This is a genomic window from Capnocytophaga sp. oral taxon 412 str. F0487 (genome assembly GCF_000271925.1).
Classification (GTDB): domain Bacteria; phylum Bacteroidota; class Bacteroidia; order Flavobacteriales; family Flavobacteriaceae; genus Capnocytophaga; species Capnocytophaga ochracea.
In genome coordinates, this window is the sequence record NZ_AJZR01000031.1 from 22650 (window position 1) to 46287 (window position 23638).

The 23638-nt window shown below is 40.7% G+C and carries 19 protein-coding genes, 1 tRNA gene and 1 pseudogene; 13 read left to right on the plus strand and 8 right to left on the minus strand.

Annotated elements, in window-relative coordinates:
* Positions 1–20 precede the first annotated feature (20 nt).
* The 10 genes from HMPREF1321_RS05190 (at position 21) to HMPREF1321_RS05235 (ending at position 7696) form a co-directional block, all read left to right on the plus strand.
* Positions 21–1241: a DUF6051 family protein gene (locus HMPREF1321_RS05190; RefSeq protein WP_009421685.1), complete on the plus strand. Its 1221-nt coding sequence runs from the start codon at positions 21–23 to the stop codon at positions 1239–1241.
* A 313-nt stretch (positions 1242–1554) separates the two neighbouring features.
* Entirely contained in the window at positions 1555–2316 is a 762-nt protein-coding gene (locus HMPREF1321_RS05195) for a TatD family hydrolase (protein ID WP_009421691.1), read from the plus strand.
* Between the two features lie 72 nt (positions 2317–2388).
* Positions 2389–3522, plus strand: coding sequence for a 1-acyl-sn-glycerol-3-phosphate acyltransferase (locus tag HMPREF1321_RS05200; protein ID WP_002673277.1), 1134 nt, complete (start codon positions 2389–2391; stop codon positions 3520–3522).
* The gene (locus HMPREF1321_RS05205; RefSeq protein ID WP_009421704.1) at positions 3509–4537 is read left to right on the plus strand and encodes an asparaginase; all 1029 of its coding nucleotides are present in this window, start codon (positions 3509–3511) and stop codon (positions 4535–4537) included. The genes HMPREF1321_RS05200 and HMPREF1321_RS05205 overlap by 14 nt, the downstream gene beginning before the upstream one ends.
* Positions 4538–4606: 69 nt before the next feature.
* A tRNA-Ser gene (locus tag HMPREF1321_RS05210) sits at positions 4607–4694 on the plus strand.
* 72 nt (positions 4695–4766) lie between these two features.
* The gene (locus HMPREF1321_RS05215) at positions 4767–5498 is read left to right on the plus strand and encodes a MotA/TolQ/ExbB proton channel family protein (protein WP_009418843.1); all 732 of its coding nucleotides are present in this window, start codon (positions 4767–4769) and stop codon (positions 5496–5498) included.
* A gap of 28 nt (positions 5499–5526) precedes the next feature.
* Positions 5527–5958, plus strand: coding sequence for a hypothetical protein (locus HMPREF1321_RS05220; protein WP_009410901.1), 432 nt, complete (start codon positions 5527–5529; stop codon positions 5956–5958).
* A 6-nt stretch (positions 5959–5964) separates the two neighbouring features.
* Positions 5965–6579, plus strand: coding sequence for an ExbD/TolR family protein (locus tag HMPREF1321_RS05225; protein WP_002673266.1), 615 nt, complete (start codon positions 5965–5967; stop codon positions 6577–6579).
* A 12-nt stretch (positions 6580–6591) separates the two neighbouring features.
* On the plus strand, positions 6592–7071 hold the full coding sequence (locus HMPREF1321_RS05230; protein WP_002673265.1) for an ExbD/TolR family protein: 480 nt from the start codon (positions 6592–6594) through the stop codon (positions 7069–7071).
* Positions 7072–7189: 118 nt separating this feature from the next.
* Positions 7190–7696: an outer membrane beta-barrel protein gene (locus tag HMPREF1321_RS05235; protein ID WP_009421701.1), complete on the plus strand. Its 507-nt coding sequence runs from the start codon at positions 7190–7192 to the stop codon at positions 7694–7696.
* A 47-nt stretch (positions 7697–7743) separates the two neighbouring features.
* Here the strand turns inward: HMPREF1321_RS05235 and HMPREF1321_RS05240 are convergent.
* Positions 7744–9990, minus strand: a pseudogene (locus tag HMPREF1321_RS05240) (helix-turn-helix domain-containing protein); the annotation flags it as partial.
* A gap of 351 nt (positions 9991–10341) precedes the next feature.
* Between HMPREF1321_RS05240 and HMPREF1321_RS05245 the strand changes: the two are divergent.
* Together HMPREF1321_RS05245 and HMPREF1321_RS05250 are read left to right on the plus strand one after the other, a co-directional pair.
* Positions 10342–11766: a Gfo/Idh/MocA family protein gene (locus HMPREF1321_RS05245; protein ID WP_009421678.1), complete on the plus strand. Its 1425-nt coding sequence runs from the start codon at positions 10342–10344 to the stop codon at positions 11764–11766.
* A gap of 114 nt (positions 11767–11880) precedes the next feature.
* Positions 11881–12966, plus strand: coding sequence for an ATP-binding protein (locus tag HMPREF1321_RS05250; protein WP_009421703.1), 1086 nt, complete (start codon positions 11881–11883; stop codon positions 12964–12966).
* 6 nt (positions 12967–12972) lie between these two features.
* Here HMPREF1321_RS05250 and HMPREF1321_RS05255 read toward each other — a convergent pair whose 3' ends face one another.
* Complete coding sequence (locus tag HMPREF1321_RS05255; RefSeq protein ID WP_009421692.1) at positions 12973–13641, minus strand: hypothetical protein; 669 nt, start codon at positions 13639–13641, stop codon at positions 12973–12975.
* Positions 13638–14684, minus strand: coding sequence for a WD40/YVTN/BNR-like repeat-containing protein (locus HMPREF1321_RS05260; RefSeq protein WP_009421675.1), 1047 nt, complete (start codon positions 14682–14684; stop codon positions 13638–13640). Before HMPREF1321_RS05260 ends, HMPREF1321_RS05255 begins: the two co-directional genes overlap by 4 nt.
* A gap of 28 nt (positions 14685–14712) precedes the next feature.
* Between HMPREF1321_RS05260 and HMPREF1321_RS12440 the strand changes: the two genes are divergently transcribed.
* Positions 14713–14871: a hypothetical protein gene (locus HMPREF1321_RS12440; protein ID WP_009421689.1), complete on the plus strand. Its 159-nt coding sequence runs from the start codon at positions 14713–14715 to the stop codon at positions 14869–14871.
* On the opposite strand, the gene HMPREF1321_RS05265 is transcribed toward HMPREF1321_RS12440, so the two are convergent.
* The 5 genes from HMPREF1321_RS05265 to HMPREF1321_RS05285 form a co-directional block, all read right to left on the minus strand.
* Positions 14868–18053 carry a UvrD-helicase domain-containing protein gene (locus tag HMPREF1321_RS05265; RefSeq protein WP_009421679.1) on the minus strand — a complete coding sequence of 1062 codons (3186 nt, stop codon included), beginning with the start codon at positions 18051–18053 and terminating at the stop codon, positions 14868–14870. The genes HMPREF1321_RS12440 and HMPREF1321_RS05265 overlap by 4 nt on opposite strands.
* A 16-nt stretch (positions 18054–18069) precedes the next feature.
* Positions 18070–20148, minus strand: a complete 2079-nt coding sequence (locus HMPREF1321_RS05270; RefSeq protein ID WP_009421681.1) for an outer membrane beta-barrel protein — start codon at positions 20146–20148, stop codon at positions 18070–18072.
* A 3-nt stretch (positions 20149–20151) separates the two neighbouring features.
* Complete coding sequence (locus HMPREF1321_RS05275) at positions 20152–21078, minus strand: Dyp-type peroxidase (protein WP_009421687.1); 927 nt, start codon at positions 21076–21078, stop codon at positions 20152–20154.
* Positions 21079–21349: 271 nt separating this feature from the next.
* The gene (locus HMPREF1321_RS05280; RefSeq protein ID WP_009421695.1) at positions 21350–22621 is read right to left on the minus strand and encodes an adenylosuccinate synthase; all 1272 of its coding nucleotides are present in this window, start codon (positions 22619–22621) and stop codon (positions 21350–21352) included.
* Between the two features lie 11 nt (positions 22622–22632).
* Positions 22633–23130 carry a Fur family transcriptional regulator gene (locus HMPREF1321_RS05285; protein ID WP_002673241.1) on the minus strand — a complete coding sequence of 166 codons (498 nt, stop codon included), beginning with the start codon at positions 23128–23130 and terminating at the stop codon, positions 22633–22635.
* Positions 23131–23638: the final 508 nt, after the last annotated feature.

Sequence of the window (23638 nt, forward strand, 5' to 3'; positions counted from 1 at the left end):
ATTTTCTAATTTATAAAAATATGGAATATTACGAATTATACAAAAAACTAAAAACAGTTTTCGATACCCAGTGCGATACCGAATTACCCGAGCTGGGTATTCGTATTTTGCATAATAGCTTCTTCTCCGAAGGGGCTAAGTATTACTTGCCAGGAAGTCCGCATTTGTTTTGCCAAGAGCATAACTTATCGTTTCCTTCTCAGCTTAATGATGCGCAAGACGACCTCCATTGGGCTGACTATGATGTGGATTGTAATATTCATTTCCAGTATCATATAATACAACCTTTGGAAACTCCAAAAGCTGAAGGGGTGATTATTGTATTCCACGGACTCAACGAAAAAAAATGGGATAAATACTTACCGTGGGCTTATGGATTGGCAACACAAACAGGTAAGGCAGTAATGCTCTTCCCAATAGCCTTCCATATGAGTCGTGCCCCTGAGCGATGGAGCTCTCGCCAAGAAATGTATATTATTGCACAAAAGCGTATGAATGAGTTTCCGGATAATTCGGAAACCTCTTATGTGAATGCGGCGACTTCTACGCGTTTAGATGCCTTTCCTCAACGTCTCTTTTGGTCGGGTTTGCAAACGTATAACGACATAGTACAGCTCATCACCGACCTGAAAGCGGGCTTGCTCCCTACCATTGCACCTACGGCTACGGTAGACCTATTTGGGTATTCCATAGGCTCTTTCCTTTCTGTAATATTGATGATGGCAAATCCCAAAGACTATTTTACTAATTCCAAGCTCTTTTGCTTCTGCGGAGGTATGACTATCGACCGTATGTTTCCCATCTCTAAATACATAATGGACGGACGTGCAGCGATAACAATGCAGAAAACCTTTGCCGAACTGCTTAGCACTAATTTCAAGAACGACGACCGCCTAAGACATTATCAAGACAGTAACCTTCATTTTGGTGAAGGTTGGTTCAAAACGATGCTGCGCTACAACTATTACCAGAAAGAACGTGAACAGCGCTTTTTGCAGTTGGAGAAGCAAATCAAAGCTTTAGTATTGGAGAAGGACGAGGTAACACCTCCTATTGAGGCACTCAATACCCTTAAAGGAGGTTACAGAAATATCAATATAGAGGTACAAATAGAAGATTTTCCTTATCCGTATACCCATATGAGTCCGTTTGCTCTCACTACCAAGAATGCTCCCCAAGTAACCGAGGCTTTTGAGAGGTTTGTAACATCGGCAGTAGCGTTTTATTTAGGTAAAAGGTAAAAGATAAAAGGTAAAAGGTAAAAGGGAGTACAGGAATAACGAATGATGAACAAAAGACGAAGGGAAGGTGAACGAAGAGTGGCTTTACAGTGGCTCTACAGTGGCTCTACAGTGGCTCTACAGTGGCTCTACAGTGGCTAAAGGACGAACAAAAGACGAAGGAAAGACGAACAAAAGACGAAGGAAAGACGAATCTATACCGAGGATAAGGCAAAGAAAGGTTATAGAAATATTGGCTATTAGGAGTTGCACTTGTGATGTATTTAACCTATATAATTGTAAATAACTACTAAACACTAACGGCTGACAATCGATGATAGATACACATACACACTTATATTCAGAAGAATTTGACGCTGACCGTACCGAGATGATCGCACGAGCCAAAGCAGCTGGCGTAACCCGTTGTTTTATCCCAGCTATTGATGCGAGCTATACCCAGCGAATGTTTCAGCTGAAAAACGATTATCCTGACTACGTTTTCCTAATGAACGGTCTGCACCCTTGTAGCGTGAAAGAAAACTATCAGGAGGAACTTGCGCACGTTGAGAATTTGATGCAATCGCATTTCTTTTGTGCTATTGGCGAAATAGGCATCGACCTTTATTGGGATAAAACTTTTCTCAAAGAGCAACAAGAGGCTTTCCAGAGGCAAATACAGTTGGCTAAAAAACATCAGTTGCCTATTGTTATTCACTGTCGAAAGGCTTTCGACGAAGTGTTTGAGGTTTTAGAAACTGAAAAAAGCGACGACCTTTTTGGCATTTTTCACTGCTTTACGGGTACAGAAGCGCAAGCTCAGCGCGCTATTGCCTACGGCTTACATTTAGGTATTGGCGGAGTGGTAACTTTTAAGAACGGAAAGATAGACCAGTTTTTAAAAAATATAGATTTACAGCATATCGTTTTAGAAACCGATTCACCTTATTTGGCACCAGTACCTTACCGCGGGAAACGCAACGAAAGTGCTTATATAGTGAAAGTTGTAGAGAAATTATCGGATATATATGCTTTGCCTGAAAGCGAGATTATACGCCTTACTGACGAAAATGCTACAAATATATTTAAGATTTAATTAGGTATTATCAAATATATTTCGTTACTTTGCCTTTCGTTATCCAAAACAAGAGAATATAGAGTATCTGAAATGACCGATTATTTCAAGTCCATACGTCCGTTTAACGACAACGAAGTAGCACGTGCCTTGTCGCAAATTAAAGATAATCCTTTGATTCGAGCGATGATGGCTTATGCATTTCCTGATGAAACTCCCGAGGAGCGAGAGCGACGACTGCTTGCTTGCCAAAAGGTGTCCGATTTTCAGGAGGATATAATGTATCAAGTGGTTACTAAGGCGATTGAGAAAAGTATTTCGGAATTTACCTGTGATGGGTTTGACGGTTTAGACCCGCGCAAAGCTTATGTATTTGTTTCCAATCACCGCGATATTGTTTTAGATACTTCCTTATTAAACGTTGCCCTATACGATAATCACCTCTCGATGACGGCTTCGGCGATGGGTGACAATTTGCTCAGGAAAAAGTATTTGAAGATATTGGCGATGCTCAACAGAAATATTATTATATATAGGAGTCTGCCCCCACGAGAGGCTTTGGAGCATTCTAAATTGGTATCAGAATATATTTACCACTGCATTACAGAAGAGCATCGCAATGTGTGGATTGCGCAACGAGAAGGGCGCACTAAGAACGGCGACGACCGTACCCAGCAAGGGGTTTTGAAGATGCTCACCCTTAATGCTCCCGAAGATATATCACCTTTGCAGTACCTGAAGACACTTAATTTAGTACCGATGTCGATTTCCTATGAGTTTGACCCCACTGATGTGTTGAAGTTGCCCGCACTTATTGCCCAACATAACGGGGTAGAATACGTGAAATCTAAAAAAGAGGATTTTGAGAACATCATTCAAGGCTTGTTGGGACAAAAAGGACGTGTGCATATTTCGGTAGGACAACCGCTGTACGACCAGATAGACACTATAGAAGCCACACATCAGCATCTTAACAAGCAATTGCAAGCCTTAGCTGAATGTTTAGACAGAGCTATTCATCAACAGTACAAGTTGTTTCCTGCGAATTATATTGCTTATGATTTGCTGAACGACACCTCTATATATAAGGAATACTACAACGAAAAAGATTTTCGACGTTTTGAACGCCGAATGAACAACCGAAGCAATTCTGAAGACCTTTCACAAAAGAAGTTTTTAGAGATGTACGCTAATCCTGTAAAGAACAAATTCGATGGAAACCAATAATTCAAAAGTGCTCCTCATCTATACGGGGGGTACTATCGGGATGATAAAGGACTACCAAACAGGAGCCTTGCGTGCTTTCGAGTTTGATAATCTTTACAAGCGTATTCCTGAGCTCTCGCACTTAGATTGTGAAATCTCGGTGCACTCGTTTGAGAAAGTGATAGACTCCTCGGATATGAACCCCCAGCATTGGATTGAAATTGCTGAGGTGATTGAAAGAGAGTATAATCACTACGATGGTTTTGTAGTGTTGCACGGCAGTGATACGATGAGCTACTCGGCTTCGGCTTTAAGTTTTATGCTACAAGGACTTACTAAACCTGTAATATTTACCGGTTCGCAACTGCCGATAGGCGATTTGCGCACCGATGCCAAAGAGAACCTCATTACCTCTATACAGCTGGCAGCCCTAAAAGAAAATGGCGAGCCGGTGATACAAGAAGTAGGACTCTATTTCGAGTACAAGCTCTACCGAGGTAACCGCACTACCAAAATAAACGCCGAGCACTTTCAAGCTTTTGCCTCGCTGAACTACCCGCTGTTAGTAGAAAGTGGTGTACATTTAAAGGTAATGAAAGAGAACCTTTTACCCCGCAAGCAAAAGCAACACTTAAAAGTGTGGAAAGATTTTGAAACTAATGTAGCGATTATCAAGATGTTCCCAGGCATTACTGCATCTATACTGAATGGTATTTTCAATATCTCAAATCTGAAAGGGGTAGTGTTAGAAACCTACGGTTCAGGTAATGCTCCTACTGATGCTTGGTTTGTAGAGAGTTTGCAGAGTGCTATTGATAAAGAAATACACATAGTGAATGTTACCCAGTGTTCTGGAGGTAGTGTGATGATGGGCAAATATGAAGCGAGTGAAGCCCTCAAAAAGATGGGAGTGATAGACGGAAAAGACCTCACAACCGAGTCGGCAATCACAAAATTGATGCTTTTGCTTAAAAAAAATATTTCTCATAAACTATTCAAAATCAAGTTTGAAGAAAATATAGCTGGAGAAATTTAGCAAAAAATTAAGAAAAAACTTGTGGGATAGAAAAATAATTTGTTACTTTGGCATTCAGAAACAGCATAGAGAGAGGTGTCCGAGTGGTCGAAGGAGTACGCCTGGAAAGTGTATATACGCCACAAGCGTATCGAGGGTTCGAATCCCTTCCTCTCTGCTTCTTTCTAAAAAAAACAGAATAATTATTAAACATTAAATTATCAACTAACAATTTAAAAAGATTAAACAAATGAAAAAAATGTCATCTAAGCTACTTCTAGTAGCAATGTTAATTTTAAACGTGGCTATGGTTAGCGCTCAGGAAGCAACTGAAACGATGCAACAAAGCAAAGGCTTCCACCAAGTATTTAAAGAGCGTTTTATTGAAGGGGGTCCTATGTATATGGCTCCTATCTTGCTCTGCTTGATTATTGGTTTGGCAGTAGCTATTGAGAGAATTATTTACCTCAATATGGCGACTACCAATTCTAAAAAGCTAATTGCCGATATTGAAGAGGCATTGGATAGCAAAGGTATTGAGGCAGCTAAAGAAGTGTGCCGTAATACAAAAGGCCCTGTTGCATCTATTTTCTATCAAGGTCTTGACCGTTCATCAGAAGGTATTGATATGGTTGAAAAATCAGTAGTATCTTACGGAGGTGTACAGATGGGTCAATTAGAAAAGAACGTATCTTGGATTTCGCTCTTTATTGCTATTGCACCGATGTTAGGGTTTATGGGTACGGTAATTGGTATGATTGAAGCGTTCGATAAGATTAGTTCAGCTGGTGGTTTGGACGCATCATTGATTGCTGGTGATATCAAGGTTGCCTTGCTTACTACAGTGTTTGGTTTGATTGTAGCGATGATACTACAAGTATTCTACAACTACATCATTGCTAAAATCGACGCTATCGTAAATGATATGGAAGATGCTTCTATCTCATTGATAGACCTTTTAGTAGCAAGAAAAATGAAATAATTTATTCACCCATTAAACAACTTTAAGTATGTATAAAATAGCAAAATATGGAGCTCTTGCTTTGGGCGTAATTGGGGTAGTTCTATGGATTGTTTTGTCTTTCTTTACAAACGCAGAGGATCCCAATAACGGTACTATGCAAGCTTTGTTTGTGCTCACATATGTTCTTTTAGGAATAGCTTTGTTAGCAGTAATCATATCAGCGGCACAAAACATTTTAGCTTCACCAAAAGCACTTAAGAAAACGCTTATCTATACAGGAGGATTTGTGGTAGTTCTTCTTTTAGCTTATATCTTCTCATCAGGAGCTGTAGAAGCTAATGCCAGTGACGAAGTGAAGAAAGCCAGCGAATCTGTAAGAAGATGGGTAAGCACAGGTTTAATCGCTTTGTACATATTGGTAGCGGTAGCCGTAGTAGCTCTTATAGCTTCCAATGTGAAAAAAGCACTAATGAAATAAGAAATTATGGCAAAACGTTCCGCACCCGAGGTAAATGCAGGTTCAATGGCTGATATTGCTTTCTTGTTGTTGATATTCTTTTTGGTAACAACAACTATTGAGAGCAACTCAGGGATTACTGTAAAGTTACCTCCTAAACCACAAGAAAATACGCCACCACCTCCACCAGTAAAAGAGAAAAACGTATTGGTAGTGGTAGTGAACAAGTACAACCAGTTGTTAATAAACAACGAAGTTAAGGAACTTAAAGACGTAAAAGAAACAGCGCTTAATTTCTTGGATAACAATGGAGATGGTTCTTGTACTTACTGTAAAGGTAAAAGAGACCCTCTATCATCAGACAACCCAGATAAAGCAGTTATTTCTTTGCGCAACGACCGTGAAACTTCATATCACACTTATATAGCTGTACAAAATGAATTGATTAAGGCATATAATGAGTTACGTGAGCGTGAACGCAGACGTTTGTTCCCTAACGAAGTACCTTACGTTCAGATAGAGGAAGAATTTAACGCAGCTCGTACTCCTAAAGACAGGAAAGATGCGTTAGAACCTAAAATCGTGAAATTACAGGAGCTATTCCCAAGAAAATTGCTTGAAACAGCACCTAAGAAACACTAAAATTAGAAGGATATGTCAAAATTTACAAAAAAGAAAAGTGGCGAAACGCCCGCTGTTTCTACGGCTTCTTTGCCAGATATCATCTTTATGCTTTTGTTCTTCTTTATGACAGTAACAGAATCTAAAGATAGTGATTTGATGGTACAAAATAAGTTGCCAGTGGCAGACCAGGTACAAAAATTGGACAAGAAAGACCCAGTTGTGTACATTTATGCAGGGAAACCACTTCCTAAGTATCAGGCTAAGTTTGGTGTAAACGCTAAAATCCAAGTGAACGATAAATTCATTGATGTTTCAGAGGTAAGCCACTATATATTGAATTATAGAGAAGGTTTACGCGATGCACTAAAAGATGTATTTATGACCGCTTTGAAAGTAGATGCTGATACCAATATGGGATTAGTGAGTGATATTCGTGAGAAATTACAAGATGTTAATGCCTTGAAATTGACTTATATCGCTCGTGAAGGTTCTCCTTTGAATCAAAAATAAATAAGAAACATATTTCTGTGTTAAAAAGACTACCTTAAAAATTAGGGTAGTCTTTTTTTGTTATTATGAATAAAAATATTACCTTTGCATTATTAAAACAAGTTAATAGTAATTATTTATGAGAAAAATCGTTTTACTTTTTGGATTACTCCTCAGTGCAGGAGTAGCTTCAGCACAGTCGTTTGGGGCTGGTGATGTACAAATTAACGGAGGTTTAGGTGTTTCAACTCCAGGGGTTATGGTATATGGTTCAGTGGATGTTGGAATTAATGACCAAATAACCGTAGGGGGAGAGTTGTTTTACCGTGGTAGAAACTACAATAGCGTAAAATACAATAATATAGGTATTTTAGCTACGAGTAATTACCACTTTAATAAACTTATAAAAAGACTTCCTTCAAACGTAGATTTGTACGGTGGTTTAAGTTTGGGATATTACAATTGGAATAATGATTATAAATATGACAATTGGGATCCTTATTATGATTCAGGATTTGCAGTGCGTCTTCAAACAGGGGGGCGTTACTTCTTTACAGAAAACTTCGGTGTGAATGCTGAGTTGTTTGTAGAACACAACTCTTTTGCAACAGGAGGTTTTAAAGCAGGTGTTACTTATAGATTTTAATAACTTGAAAAATGAAAAAAGGGACTTCTGAGGAAGTCCCTTTTTTATTATGCTTTTTTAGCTTCTTTTAGTAAGTAGGCTCTGAATAAACGCAGTTCGTCCCAACTGTATCTTTCTTCTGTCTTTTCATAAAGACTTTTCAGGGTAGTAAGTTCTTCGTTTTCTTTAAAAATTGTATTCAGTTCATTGATGGTTTCCTCAGGAAGTACCTCAGTAATAGCAATTTTATCTTGTTCTATGCATTTGGCTATGTGAGAATAGATAGTAGCCTGTGATAGTGTACGCTCTTTGGCTATTTCGGCTACTGTTTTACCTTCTTTCCAAAGCTGAAGTGTAATATCATAAGTAGAGTGTTTTTCCTTCTTGGGCTTATCGTCTTTGGAGAGAGTATATTCGCCTATAAAGAGTTTTTCGTTCTTTAAAATATTATTAATTTTTCCGGTGAGTTCAGTATACAAAGTTTCTAATTTAGCTGAATGTATCTTTTCTTTATCAAAAGGTTGGTCGGATTGTGCTAATTGTATCATTTGTTCTAAGCGGAAGAGCTTCTTTAGCGTCTCGGAAAGGCTATTGTCTAACTCTTTTAGTTCGGTGAAAAATTGCTTGACTTTTTTCTGATTAGCTATCTTTCCTTCAACTAATAGCACTTCATACCACAATTGTTCTAAGAGCGGTGTAAAATAAGTGATACCTTTGGCTACGCGTTCGAAAATATGCTGAACATCGGTTGCATTATTGAAAAGTGTTTTGAGTTGCTTGATGAATTTCTCGGAGACGGTAACGAGTTCTTGCACTCTTACTAACTGCTGTGATGCCCAATCTTTATATAGGTTTTTATTGCCAATTTCACCTGAATAACTATTGCGGTGTAGCACCCATTCTTCTAAAAGAGTATTCCATTGGAAAGTGTTTAGAATATTCTCCTGCAAAAATTCGGTTTTTCCTGTATAACAAGCGGTTTGTACTTCTTTTTCGGAGGCTTTGTTTTCGGCATAACTTATTACTTCGCCATTGTTGTTGATACCATTAGCACTTACTGAGGATAGTAATACCAAGCCGTCTAACGAACGCAGGCGCGAAAATGCTACATAGGCTTGACCTGAGGCAAATACGCTTGCCAAATCTAAGATGGCTTTCTCGAAAGTGAGCCCTTGACTTTTGTGTATGGTAATTGCCCACGCCAAGCGCAATGGGTATTGGGTAAACGAGCCCAGGCGCTCTTCTTCTATATCTTTGGTTGTTTCATTCAGTTTATATCGCACGTTTTCCCATTCGTAGCGTTCGACGTTTATGACCCTTCCACCGTCTAATTTCACGGTAATTTCACCTTCGGAAAGAGAGACTACTGTACCCATCTTTCCGTTGAAAAACAGGTGTTCTCCTGAAATGTCATTTTTGATGAACATTACTCTTGTGCCTTCTTTTAGCTGAATGACTTTTTCGATAGGGTAGAGGTATTCGGGAAAATCATCAACAATATCAGCCTCGTAAGAGAATAGGGTAGAGGAGAGTTTACTCATTTCGCGTTGGTTCATTGCATCGGCTTTGGCGTTGTGAGTGGTAAGGGTGATATAATCTTTTAGGTGTTTTTTAGGGAAATCTGGCTGTACATACCTTTCTAACTGTTTGATATCCTCAGAGGTAAGTTGGTTTTCACGTAAGTGATTTAAAATGGAGATAAACAGCTTATCGGTTTGTCGGTAAATGGTTTCGAGTTCTACATATAGCAAAGGATTTTGAGTTATGACTTCGGACTGGAAAAAATACATTCCTTTATAATAATGTTTGAGCACTTCCCATTCCTCTTGTTTTACTACGGGGGGCAACTGTAACAAATCGCCGATGAAGAGCACTTGTACGCCTCCGAAGGGTCGTTTGTCTTTTCGGATAAACTGCAACATATAGTCCATAGCATCGAGCACATCGGCACGGAGCATACTCACTTCATCTACAATTAGCAATTCCATATTGCGGATAACCTGCTGTTTATTTTTGTGCATTTGGAAGTGTTTTCGCAAAGAAAATCGGTTTTCGAAGCGCAAGAATTCATTCACAATAGGGGGATTGCTGAGTGTTGGTAAGAAAGAAGCAAAAGGGAGTTGGAACATCGAATGAATGGTTACGCCACCAGCATTGAGAGCTGCAATACCCGTAGGGGCAACTACCACCGTATTTTTATAACAAGTATTGATGATTTTGTGTAGCAGAGTAGTTTTACCTGTTCCTGCTTTCCCTGTGAGAAAAATATTTCTATTTGTTTGATTTACAAGTGTAAGTATGTACTCTTCCATACCATTTGTTTGGTTGTTATCATTTAAAACGCAAAGATACGAAACTTATTTTAATTAGCAAATTAACAAATTAGATGTGAACTACACAGCTAAATTTTGGTAGGAAGGAGGGTAGGTTTAGCTTATAGAAAGCTTATAGGAAGCTTATACGAATCTTGGACGATTGGTATAGAAAGGGTATATAAATAGTTGAAAGTGAATGGTTAAGAGTGAACGTTTTTTTGTAAAAAAGGTACTGAAAAGTAATTGTACAGGAGCGGATAAATAAATCTTTTTTACTTTTCTTTTGTTACTATTAATTTTTTTTGCTACTTTTGTCACATTAATAATCAACCTTTAAAAATATTCACAGCTATGATTAAAAAAATCTATCAAGTAGCCATAGGCATTGCTGTATGTCTTGGCTTTGTGGCTTGTAACTGCAATCAAGCTACTTCTAATGAGAATAAGAGTAGAAGTTCTTATCAAATTAAAGTAACTACCCCCCCTCGTCCAGCTGGGCAAACAGATGTACTAAACCTTACTACTCCTAAAATGGATACCGTGCGTGTGGGAATCATTGGTCTTGGAATGCGCGGACATAGTGCGGTAGAACGTTATATGCACGTGCCCGGAGCGAAAGTTACAGCTATCTGCGATATACGTCCTGAAATGGTAGAAAAAGCGCAACAAGTAATTGAAAAAGCAGGACATAAGCGTGTAGCCCAGTACACAGGTGATGAAAATGCTTGGAAAGCGCTATGTGAGCGCAAAGATGTAGACCTCGTGTACATAGTAACTGACTGGAAACACCACGTACCAATGGCGCTTTATGCTATGGAACACGGTAAACACGTGGCGATAGAAGTGCCCGCAGCTCTTGATATGGAACAGATTTGGGCATTGATTAATATGAGTGAGAAGAAACGCTTACACTGTATGATGCTTGAGAACTGCGTGTATGACTACTTTGAAATTACTACTCTTAATATGGCACAACAAGGACTCTTGGGTGAAGTGATTCACGGCGAAGGCTCTTATATTCATAACTTAGACGACTTTTGGACTGAGTATTGGAACAACTGGCGTTTAGACTACAATGCTAAGAATCGTGGAGATATATACCCTACGCACGGTATAGGTCCTGTATGCCAAGCGCTTAATATTCACCGAGGAGACAAGATGAACTATTTGGTTTCATTTGATACGCACGCTTTTAGAGGTAAAGAAGTGTACAAACGCGTAATGGGCAAAGAAGATCCTAACTTCCAAAACGGTGACCTTACTGTTACAATGATTAAGACAGAAAAAGGGAAAACCATACAAATACAACACGATGTGGTAACACCACGTCCATATTCACGTATGTATCAGCTTACAGGAACAAATGGATTCGCGAATAAATATCCAATAGAAGGTTATCTTATTCAGCCAGAAAGTATAGCAAAAGACGAAGTGCCTAACCACGAAAATCTTTCGGCACACAGCTTTATGCCCGAAGAGGCTAAAAAAGCAATGATGGAAAAATACAAACCACGTATTCTTAGAGAATTGGAAACTAAAGCAAAAGAAGTGGGAGGTCACGGAGGTATGGATTTCATTATGGACTATCGCCTCATCTACTGTTTGCGCAATGGTTTGCCTTTGGATATGGACGTGTATGACCTTGCTGAATGGTGTTGCTTAGCACCTCTTTCTAAACTATCATTAGAAAACGGTAGTGCTCCTGTAGAAATACCTGATTTTACTCGCGGAGCTTGGAATAAACAAAAAGGTTACAAACACGCGTTTGCTAATTAGAATCCCCACCCCTTTCCCTCCCCCAAGGGGAGGGGGTAGGATAATATATTTTTCTAACTATTTATATTGCATTCTCTCTTCCTTGGGAGGGGGCGAGGGAGGATTATATAACTTATGTCAAACGTATTACGTCTTCCTGCGGAACAACTATATGCAAAAGAATTAGAGGCTTTAAAAGAAGAGGATAAAAAACAAGAAAAGCCCATAGGCTGGCAATTGTCGCCTAAAGCTGTGCTGAAATTTGTAACTGGAGGTACTGCCAGCGGGGTAGAGATTACTCCTAAATATATCGGTCATAACCGCTTGGTGGAGATAGCTATAGCTACACTCCTTACCGACCGCTCACTATTGCTTATAGGCGAGCCAGGAACCGCCAAATCGTGGCTTTCCGAGAACCTTACTGCAGCCATTTGTGGTGATTCTGGCAAAGTGATTCAAGGTACTGCGGGCACCAGCGAAGAACACATTCGCTATTCGTGGAACTACGCAATGCTCTTAGCTAACGGGCCATCGCACGAAGCCTTACTTAAATCACCTATTTATCGCGCGATGGAAACAGGAACTGTCGCTCGTTTTGAGGAGATTTCACGTTGTGCCTCCGAAGTGCAAGACGCACTGATTTCTATTCTATCGGAGAAGAATATTGCTATTCCAGAACTCAGTGAAGAATTACCTGCTCAGCGTGGTTTCTCTATTATTGCCACAGCTAATACTCGCGATCGTGGTGTAAACGAGATGTCCTCAGCACTTAAAAGACGTTTCAACATCATCGTGCTACCAGCTCCTGCTACTTTAGAAACTGAAGTGTCTATCGTAACCAAGCGCGTAGCCGAGATTTCTAACAACTACAAACTGAAAGCTGCCTTGCCAAGCAATGAAGCTATAGAGAAGATTGTAACTATTTTCCGCGAATTGCGCAAAGGAGCTACTTTAGACGAAAAACAGAAACTCAAATCTCCTAGCGGAGTTATTTCTACTGCAGAAGCTATTTCGCTTATCACCAATAGTATGGCATTAGCAGGCAGTTTTGGCAACGGTACTGTTACTGATGAAGATTTAGCATCAGGATTGCAAGGAGCTGTAGTAAAAGATGAAGATAAAGATAAAATGGTGTGGAAGGAATACCTTGAAAATGTAATGAAGAAACGCGGAGCATCGTGGCGTGAACTCTACAACCAATGTTCGGCAATGAACAATTGATAATTATTACATTGCTATATTGGCAAAATTACACATTTTCACATAGTAATAAATAAGCGAATTGTATTCAGGGTGTGCTTGAATCCACTGATGCAAGATAGGTATAAAGGTGGCGATAATCTCTTTATCGCCACTTTCTAATATATGTTTGCTATAAGCGATATAGATTTGTTCTGCCAAAGGCATAATAAGAATACCTTGGTATGACTTAGGTGCGAAATCCTCAGCGCGCAGAAACGGCATTACATCAGTAATTACTTCTAAATATTCATCGCGATCTTTATACGCTTTGTGCAACTGCTCTGCTAAGGCAGAAAACGCTTTTGAAGGCATCGTGAAATACATACCTTTCAAATTCTCGTACAGCACATCAATAAGCGCTATTTTTCCTGTTTTGCGCAACTGTGCGAAGAACTTCACGTATTGCCAAAGCAGTTGGTCGGTAATGAGCACTTCTTCAATGCTAAAACGCAGGTCTTTGAGTGCTTGCACATATTGCAGAAAAGTGTCTAAGTCGTTTTCGGCTACTGCCCTCTTGCAAAAATCGTAATACACCCAGCCCAACGAATATTTGTTGATACTGCTATTGTTTTCCTTAAATTCCTCAAGAGCGATGCGCAACGCCTCGTCCAAGTCACCTGCTTTGCGCAAAGCCGTTACCTCACTTATCATCATTTCTTTACAACTCTAAAAAGGGTGATTTTCTCATTGCCCGAAGCAACCATAGTTTGCTCATCTACAAAGAGTAGCGCGTGATAGGATTTATCCGAAAGTTGTTGCCAACTCTTGCCTTGGTCGTTAGAGAAGAAAAGACCATTAGGCGAAGTTGCCACCAAAGCATTCCCTTCACTATTAGGGATGTATTGCACACAACTCGCATAGCCAATAGCCTTGTCGGTCGCGATAGGCTGCCAAGTTTTACCTCCATCGAAAGTGAGTGCGCCAGAGCCTTTGCGCTCTGTAGGTTGTTCATAATCGCCACCGAGAACAATGCCCTGCTGGTCGTTGTAGAAAGCTATGGTGAAAGCCCCTTGAGTAGCTTGCCCTTGGGCGAGAGGTAGGGTAGCGAGGTCTTGCCATTTATAGCCCTTGTTGTCCGAGAACAACACCCTGCTCTTACTGCCGCCTGTTACTACCCATAGTTTGTTGCCATAGTGTGCCAAAGCCGAGTTGCTAGCGGCGAATACACTTTCACCCTCTTCGAGTTTTGGTGATTGTGACCACGTGAGTTTCGTCCATTGTTGTCCGCCGTTGAGCGTTGTTACTACCGATAGACGATTGTCGATAGGGTCGCCAATAGCGATGCCAAATTGGTCGTCCGTAAAGCGCAATACATCGTAGAATACATCGGGGTGTTCCTCGCGATACACTTCCTCCATACCACTTTGTTCTGCTTTGTAAAGCAATGCAGGGTTGCCGATAGAGAGCATAAAAAAGTTCTGACTCGTTGTTGCTACCGCACGGAAATCCGAAATCACCCCACGATTCTTCAAGTTAGAAGTCGCAATGGTTTGGTTTTGTGTGTTGATAAAACCAAAGGTAGCATCGGAGCCTGCAAAAGCCACGTTTTTCTCTAAGAGCACCATTGCTCGCACGCTTATCTTCTCCAATGGAAAAGACTTTACTTCTACCAATTTGATAGTAGTGTCCTTATAAGGATTAGAGTGCTTACACGCCCCAAAGCAAAGCAATATAAAAATAATAGCAATATGTTTCATACATCAGTGATAAACAAAGGCAAAGATAATGTTTTTGCTTGGAATAACAAAGAAAGGATATAATTTTTTCATCACTGACACTATTTGGCAGAGTAATGCCTTACCTTTGCACCGTGAAACTAAAAAACAAATAATCATTACTAAAACCTTTTTGAACAATCCTAAGGCGTATTTTAGAGAGGATTAGAGAATCTTTATCACTTCTCCTAAGTCCAAATACACTAAATATTTTCCTTTTACTTGCCAGCCTATGGCTGTTAGGTTTTGTTGGTAATGCTGTAGTTGGGTGCGGTATTGGTCGTTGGGTTGTCCGGTTTTGTAATCTATGATATAGACTTCGCGAGTGGTAGGGTTGTAGGCAAGTCGGTCGGGACGGAAATAGTTGCCATTAGCATCTATAAACTCGCGTTCCATAAAGTATTCGTAGTCCTCACTAAAGAAGGGTGCTAAAGTGTTGTCTTTGAGCAATCGCGCCATTTGAGGTTGCAATAACTCATATTGTTCGGCAGTGAGAGTGCCCTCTTGTAACGCATCGTTGAGCACAGTATCGAGGTCGGTGGCATAAGTGATTTTTGAGAATAACTCGTGAATGAGGTTACCGCGCTCCAAGGCTTCTTGTTGGTGAGTGTCCCATAATAGGGAGGCTCCCGTCGCAATCTTGTAGTTTGGCTGTTGCCAACCTTTTTGAAAAGGAATAGGTGATTCTTCAGCTGCTGCTTTCTCTTTCTTCTCAGGAAATATAGGGTTCCCAAAGGTATATTCCATTACATTCTCATTCCACTGCTTGTTTTCTTCTAAAAACTCTTTAAAGAACGTGCCATACGTTCCGGTACTACTTTTGGATAGTGAGGTGATTATATAGAGGAAAGATTCGGGACGCGTCATCGCTACATATAATACATTTAGCTGGTCGAGGAGGTTTTGTTCGTGCAATTGTGTCATCAGTTCTTCGGCTTGCGGGTCGTAGTTCACTAAACTTTTATTACTGTTCACCAGTAGATAGTCAAAACCGTTAAACTGCTCGTGATCTACGGGAAACCAAAGTTTTTCAGTATGTGTATCGATGAGTTTGCTATCGGCAAAAGCGTAGATAATCACGGGGGCAGAAAGCCCTTTGCTCTTGTGAACCGTCATCACGGTAATAGCATTCAAACCTTCGGGTGAACTGATACTCAGTTTTTCTTGCTGGTCGTCCCAAAACTCCAGAAAATCGGCTAAGCCTCCTTTGCGCGCATTCTTAAAATCGAATACAATATCCATAAAGTGAGTGAGATAAGCATCGGAGGTGTGGGCAAGCCCAAAACAATTCACCGCCAAAGCTACTCCTTCGTATAAAGAATATTGGTTGAACAACTCTATAGAAAACTGAAAATCGGCAAGGAAAGTGTTTATGGGTTCTTCTACATATTTGCTGAGGAATAGGTGAGGGTCTTTATCTCCTTTAAATCGCAGATAATCAAAGAGTAATTGCAGTTTGATTTCCTTACTATCAGCGTGGTAGAGCAAACGTAATAGGGTGATGAGAAACTGTACCGATACCACGTTTTTCAGCAATAGCGAATCGGGAGAAATCACATTTCTTTGGTGTTCTGAAAGGAAAGAGGCAACGGCAGCTCCTTCGCGGTTAGTGCGCACTAATATCGTAATATCCTTATCGGCAGCCCCTGCTCGGTTAGCGTGTTCTATTTTCTCTAAAATAGCTTCACAATAGCTGTGTTCGCGCGGTGAGAGTATAACGGCATTGCTGTTGTTATTCTCTTCTGTAAACATATCCTCTTCTTCTGTAGTGATGAACGAGAGATTGAAATAGCCTTTGGGTAAGGATTGGTCTTTTTTGTTTTCGGGATATTCCTGTGTAGAGTTTTTGTAAAGTTCTTTGTAGGTCTCACTTTGGAAAAGGTCTCCAGCAAACTTAAAAAAATGGTTGTTAAAATCGATAATGGCTTCTAAACTGCGGAAGTTTTCATTGAGGTCTTTGACTTCTCCTTTGATGCGGAAAGGGTTTACTTCATTGTTATACAGACTCATAAACTGTTCCGCTTTTCCTCCTCGCCAACGATAAATTGATTGTTTGGCATCGCCTACAAGTAATACCGACCCGCACTTATTGTTCACCTCACTTTGCACTGCATTGAGGATAAGCGGTATAAAGTTTTGCCATTGCAGTACTGAGGTGTCTTGAAACTCATCGATAAAATAGTGGCGGAATTTCTCACCGATACGCTCGTAGATAAAAGGTGCAGGCTGATTGCTGAGCTCTGAGGAAATCACTCCGTTGAACTCCCATATAGGCAAGATGTTTTCTTCTTCTTTAATGTTCTCTATTTCTTTTTGTATGCGGTTGAGTAAAGCCAAAGGCACAACATATCTCAGTGCGTTGTTCGCAAAGGCAAGAGCACCAAAAGCCTTTTTGATTGCCAAAAACAAGTTGGCAATCATCTCTTGCAAACTATCTATCAGAACAGTGTCGTACTTCTTAGCCGCTGAACCAGAATAAAGAGGTTCGCCTTCTAATAGATTGTTTTGCCAACCACTGCCCCACGAAGGCTCCTTAGAGTTGTCGGCAGTGAGGTTATCGAAGAATTTGTATAAATGTCCTCCATTAAAAGCGCCTTTATCCAAACCGTGCTCACACATCAGTTGCATAAAGTCTTGAGCAGAAGTTTTAATGCTTTTCAGGGCATTGTTGCGTTGTTTGAGTAAGGTATTTTTAAGGATTAGAAAATCAGGTATTTCCTTGTCTTTCAGTGATTGTAATTGCTCGTAATGGTTCTCATTGGTGAGCATTTCGGCTACGCCTAATAATTCTTTAGTAGTATCCCAACTCTTGTCGTCATCTATCTTTTCGTTGGCGAAATCGATGAGCAATTGGGTAAGCTCGGGGTCGTTTCCTGCCTGATTCATCAAATTATCAACCGCTCGCTCTAGTAAAGCCTTGCTGTCCAACTGTACTTCAAAGAAAGGATTGAGATGCAAATCCTGTGAAAAGTGGCGTATCAGTTGGTGATTGAACCCATCGATAGTACTGATATTAAAAGCTGCGTAGTTGTGCAGTATATGCTCCAAAGCCTTAGCCGAACGCGTTCTCAATTCTTCGTCGGGGAGATTCAATTCCTTTGCTAATTCAGTAAACATAGCGTGAGGTTTAGTGAGCATTTTGTCCTCACTGAATACCCCCAATAACTCTATGATGCGATTCTTCATTTCAAAAACCGCCTTATTGGTAAAGGTAATAGCGAGTAACTGCCTAAACAAATCGGGTTGCTTACTGCCGAGAATAATTCTCAGATAAGCTTTCACCAGACTGTAGGTCTTTCCAGACCCTGCCGAAGCGTTGTATATAATATAATTTGCTGAAGGTGTATTCATTTAATTACCTCTTACCTTAAAATTGCGCTGCAGGAGCGGTATCGTTGTTGAGCTTCTTGTCTACCGAATTGTTCTTTCCTTTGGAGAAATCGTAGCTAACCCCTAATACAAACATATTGCGGTTGTTTTCTATGTAGGTATAGCTATGCTGGTTTACCAAACCTTCGTAACTGCTCTTCATCTTGTATTCCGAAGGCATTCCTAACCAAAACATACCACCTTTAAGTGTCCAACTACCTAACTGGTATTCTATAAAAATATCATTGTTATTTTCATAAGTGCTCATAGTGTTGCCGTCTATGTAATAAATAGGAAAGTTGAAACTGTAATCTACCCTCAAATCTTTATAAGTAAAAGTAAGTGATAGGTTGTTGTCGATATAATCATTGCGAGCGCGTAGTCCAGCATCAGTAACCAAAGTCTCACGTGTAGGGGCTATATTAGCTGAAAATACAAATAAATCATTCCTTAATGGTTTGAAAGTACCATCTAATGAAAAACCAAACTCCTCGTGATATTTACTGTTTTCATAAGTGCTGAGTAGTCCATTGCGTACGGGGTCTTTGATATAAATATCAGTAATTACTCGTTGGGTGTTTTTGTAGAAGGGTTGAAGGTTAAAATCGGTGTACTCATTGTTGAAAGTATAAGAGAGTCCAGCCCAAAATATATGTTGTGATTTTAAGTAAGGATTTCCTGTCTCCAAGATGTTCGGCGCTTGTTGTGCTATATTGCTACTGAGTTCTGCACTACGCGGACTGCGGGGTACATAGTAACTTGTGAGGCGCAAACTCTGGTTATTAGCGAGTTCATAACCCAACACTACTTTTGGGGTAAACACCCATTCGGTAAAAGTGTTTTCGGCACTACGGTTGTGGGTGTGGGTAAGCCCAGCACTGGCTCTGTACATAAAATTAGCCTTTTTACCTACAAACTCGGTGTACAAATACTGATTGGTATAGGTAACATCGTAAGCCGAAGTACCTGCTAAGTTACGTAAGTCGTTGTCGATAAAAGTACTGCTAATGCGGTAGCCCGAATTGAGTTTGCCTATAGTAAACTGATGAGTATGTGCTACTTCACCTACCCAACCGCGTTGTTTTACTTTCAAATCCATATCATCGTCGTACACATTCTGCTGGGTTGCGGTCTCCCATTCCTTTGAGAGGTTCTCTTTGGTAGTGTTGTAATAGCTCCCCACGGCGTTCACGCTCAATTCATCACGTTTGCCTAATTTTTTAGAGAAGTATAGGTCTATCTTGGGGCGTAACCAATGGTCGTGACTTTTACCTGATAATGTGTGATGGCTAACCGTTGTACCTTGTGTAAATAGGTTTATGCCATTGCTATGTGCAGAGCGATTCAAAAGCTCCATTCCTGCTTTAACTTGAAAATTGTAGTTTTGTGGTACTACTGCGCTATAACGCACCGAAGCGTTGTGCGCATTATAGCTAAACCCTGATTTTGACTGTTGGTCGTTTGCATAACGTACACCCGATAGTTCGTAATCGGAGTGTTTTTCATAGTATCTATCGTTGTAATTGCGAAACTCCAATTTGTATTCGACTCCCAACGTATGTTTGCCTTTGGTGTAGTTACCATAAGCCGAAGCATCTACAAAACCCGTAGTAAGTGCCGAAAGCCCATCCACCCCTATCGAATACCCCTCTTCAGCCGAACGAGTGATGATGTCCACCACTGTATCAGCCCTATTGCTCCAGCGAGCGGGTGGAATATCGTAATAGTCAATTCGTGCCACATTTTGAGGAGCAATACCGCGTATTTGCAAGTCAGTTGCTTCTACACCGTTTACTAATACCAAGAGTGTACCCCTTTTAAGGGTGGCAATCTGGTTGGTTACAGGATTGAGGTGCAGGTTAGGCAAACTGCGCAAGAGGTCTTTGGCATAGCGTGCTTGTTCCACAGCTTTCTTTTCAAAGGTAAAACTCGCCTTATCGGTATACTGTGTTTTGCGCTGTGCTTTTACAATTATCTCATTGAGCACAATCGTATCCAAAGGTGTTTCAGGCACTACTTCTTGCGCTGTAGTGGTCATAAAATAAACTAATAGTAAGGTGGTTAAAAGGAGTTTCATATTTTATCCTGCAAACTCGTCTAACATATCCAAAGATGGTACAAAGAAAAGTGTTCCTGTTTCGGCAGTGCTGAAATCTAATAGGCGGTCGTAATTGCCAGCGGGATTGCCTATAAACATATTGGTAAGCATCTTTTCTACCGTGCTAAACGTATTGGCATAGCAGATGAAGTAAGTGCCCATTTGGTGACTTACGGGGTCGTGGAAAGGCATATTGTCTCTCACTACTTTCAAATCATCGCCTACATTGGCAAGTGCCGAGTGCGCATTGGTAGGCTTGGTATCCTCGTCCATTTCTATGTCCATTTCTTTGCTACGCCCTATTACTTTTTCTTGTTCGCTAACGGGGAGCACACGCCAAGCGTTCATATCGTGTACGTATTTTTGTACGAATAGGTAGCTTCCTCCTTGGTAATCGGGGTCTTCATCACCCACTACGGCAAACTGTTCGCGTTCTGCGCCACGCGGGTTTTCGGTACCGTCTACAAAACCAATGATAGCGCGTCCGTCCCAATATCTAAAACCTTGTACGTTTACAATACCATTGGCGATGGGTTGCATAACCTCGCTAATGGCAGCTGCCATATCGTAAGCCAAGCTGGGGTTGTGTGCGCGGATATGAAAGTGTAAGTCGCCTTCAGTGGCTACAGCAGTGTGTTTACTACCTCTGATGGGCTCAAAATCTTTGAGTTCTTTGGGGAGCGGTTTGGGTAACCCTAAAGTAAGCCACGCCCTATGGCTAATGCCTATGGTTACACTGGCACGACCTTCGGGAAAGCGGTCGGCTACCGAGTTGTTGAGGTTTCCTACCAAACCACATACTTTTGCAAAAGTATTATTAAGCAATGTCTTGTCTATATCTTTTTTAAATGCCCATACCAAAAATATGGTATTGTTATTAGGCAAGTCTGTTACATTCTGATAATTCATTATATTAAGTATTTTTAATTTTTTAGGGATATTTCACGTGCTCTTTTCTTAACTTCAGTATAAGGTCTCAACAATCCGTTATTAGCTTGCTCAATACCTCTTTCTGTGGAAGCTAATTACCCTCTTGTGAAATAAGTTTTTCTTCTGTCAAAAGAAATCTGTTTTTCCTTGCACCATTCTTCTACTAATAATTGCTCTTCGGTATGTAAAGGTTGTGTACTATGATGTTCATAGTTCATTCATTTTATAACTCCCTAAATTCACTAATGTTCTACCGAATAATCGTTTGAGTTCTATCAGGTCCCACCGATACTACTTTGATGGGCACTTCGAGTTCTTTCTCTAAGAAACTGATATAATCCAGAAGTTCTTTGGGTAGTTGCTGGTAATTGGTGAGTTTGGTAAGGTCTTGTTGCCAGCCTTTGAGTTCCGTATATATGGGCGTTACGTTCTGTTCCTCTATATTGTAAGGCAAGTGCTTGATTTCTTTTCCTTTATAAAGATATGACGTACATACTTTTAAAGTCTCAAAACCGCTGAGCACATCGGCTTTCATCATTGTAAGTTCGGTAACTCCGTTTACCTGTACAGCGTATTTAAGGGCTACCAAATCAAGCCAACCACAACGGCGACGCCTACCGGTAGTGGCGCCAAATTCGCGACCTACTTGGGTCATTGTTTCGCCCACTTCGTCGAACAATTCGGTAGGGAAAGGCCCACTGCCCACACGGGTGGTATAAGCCTTAAAGATACCTATTACCTCACCAATACTGCGAGGGGCTACACCCAAGCCCGTACAAGCTCCAGCAGCCGTTGTGTTCGACGAGGTTACAAACGGATAGGTACCAAAATCAATGTCCAACATAGAACCTTGTGCTCCTTCGGCAAGTATTTTTTTACCCTTTTTGAGGGCTTGGTATAGGTATTCTTCACTGTCGATAAGCTGAAACTCTTTCAGCACTTTTATCGCTTCAAAAAACTCGGCTTCCAACTCTTGTAGGTTATACTGAATATCCACCTTGTAGTTAGCGAGCATCTCTTCGTGTTTATCGGTCAGGTTACGGTAACGCTCGTTAAAGTCACTGAGCTCTATATCGCCCACGCGCAAGCCGTTACGACCTGTCTTATCCATATAAGTAGGTCCTATGCCTTTAAGAGTAGAACCTATTTTAGCTTTACCTTTGGAAGCTTCGGAAGCAGCATCTAAGAGGCGGTGAGTAGGCAAGATAAGGTGTGCTTTGCGAGAGATGAGCAAATTCTGTTTTAAATTTACCTCGTAAGGAGCGAGTGCCTCTATTTCTTTTTTGAAAATGATAGGGTCTATCACCACCCCATTACCGATAATATTTACAGCACCTTTGTGGAAGATTCCCGACGGAATAGTGTGTAACACGTGTTTAATACCGTTAAATTCAAGAGTATGCCCTGCGTTAGGACCTCCTTGAAAGCGTGCGATAATGTCGTAGTTCTGCGTAAGGACATCTACTATTTTCCCTTTTCCTTCGTCTCCCCACTGAAGACCTAATAATAAATCTACTGCCATTTTTGTTTCTTTTATTTAGTTGCTCTCTCTTCTTTTGGGGCATCTGCTTTGCGTGTACCGTAAAAATAAAGAGAGTGATTGCTAATATTAATGTTAAAAACTTCTTCTATGGTTTTCTGTATTGCTTGAATACGAGGGTCGCAAAACTCCACAATCTCACCCGTATCGGTAAGGATTACGTGGTCGTGCTGACGGTCAAAATACGATTTCTCGTAATACGCTTGGTTTTGTCCAAACTGATGTTTGCGCACCAAACCACATTCCAGCAAGAGCTCAATCGTGTTGTAGAGGGTCGCTCTACTCACCCGATACTTTTTCTTTTTCATATTTTCATAGAGAGTCTCTATGTCAAAATGGTCGTTGTATTCGTAAATCTCCTTCACAATCGCATAGCGTTCAGGGGTCTTACGGTGTCCGTTGTCTTCCAAATATTTGGTAAGCACCTTTTTTACAATCTCCAAGTTCTCTTCGGAGGTGTTTTTTTTATCTTTCTCAGCTATATTTTTCATATATTAAATATGTTTTTCAATAAAGGGCAAAAGTACTATTTATTTTTCAGAAAACAAAACACTACTATTATTTTTCAAAGCAAACACACCTCAGCCTCGCTACATTCGCTCTCTTAACATTACACCAACTCCTCCTTTGAAGGTAGCCAGCGATAGCTGGGTATGTGTAAAAGGAGAGGTTTGTCACCTTTTCCAGCTTGCCCCCCTTCGGGGGTTCGGGGGCTTACCGAATAAGAGCCTCGCTACATTCGCCCTCTTAGCATTGCATCAACTCCCCCTTTGAAGGTAGCCAGCAATAGCTGGGTATGTGTAAAGAGAGAGGTTTGTCACCTTTTCCAGCTTGTCCCCCTTCGGGGGTTCGGGGGCTTACCGAATAAGTGCCTCGCTACATTCGCCCTTTTAGCATTGCGTTAACTCCTCCTTTGAAGGTAGCCAGCGATAGCTGGGTATGTGTAAAAGGAGAGGTTTGTCACCTTTTCCAGCTTGCCCCCCTTCGGGGGTTCGGGGG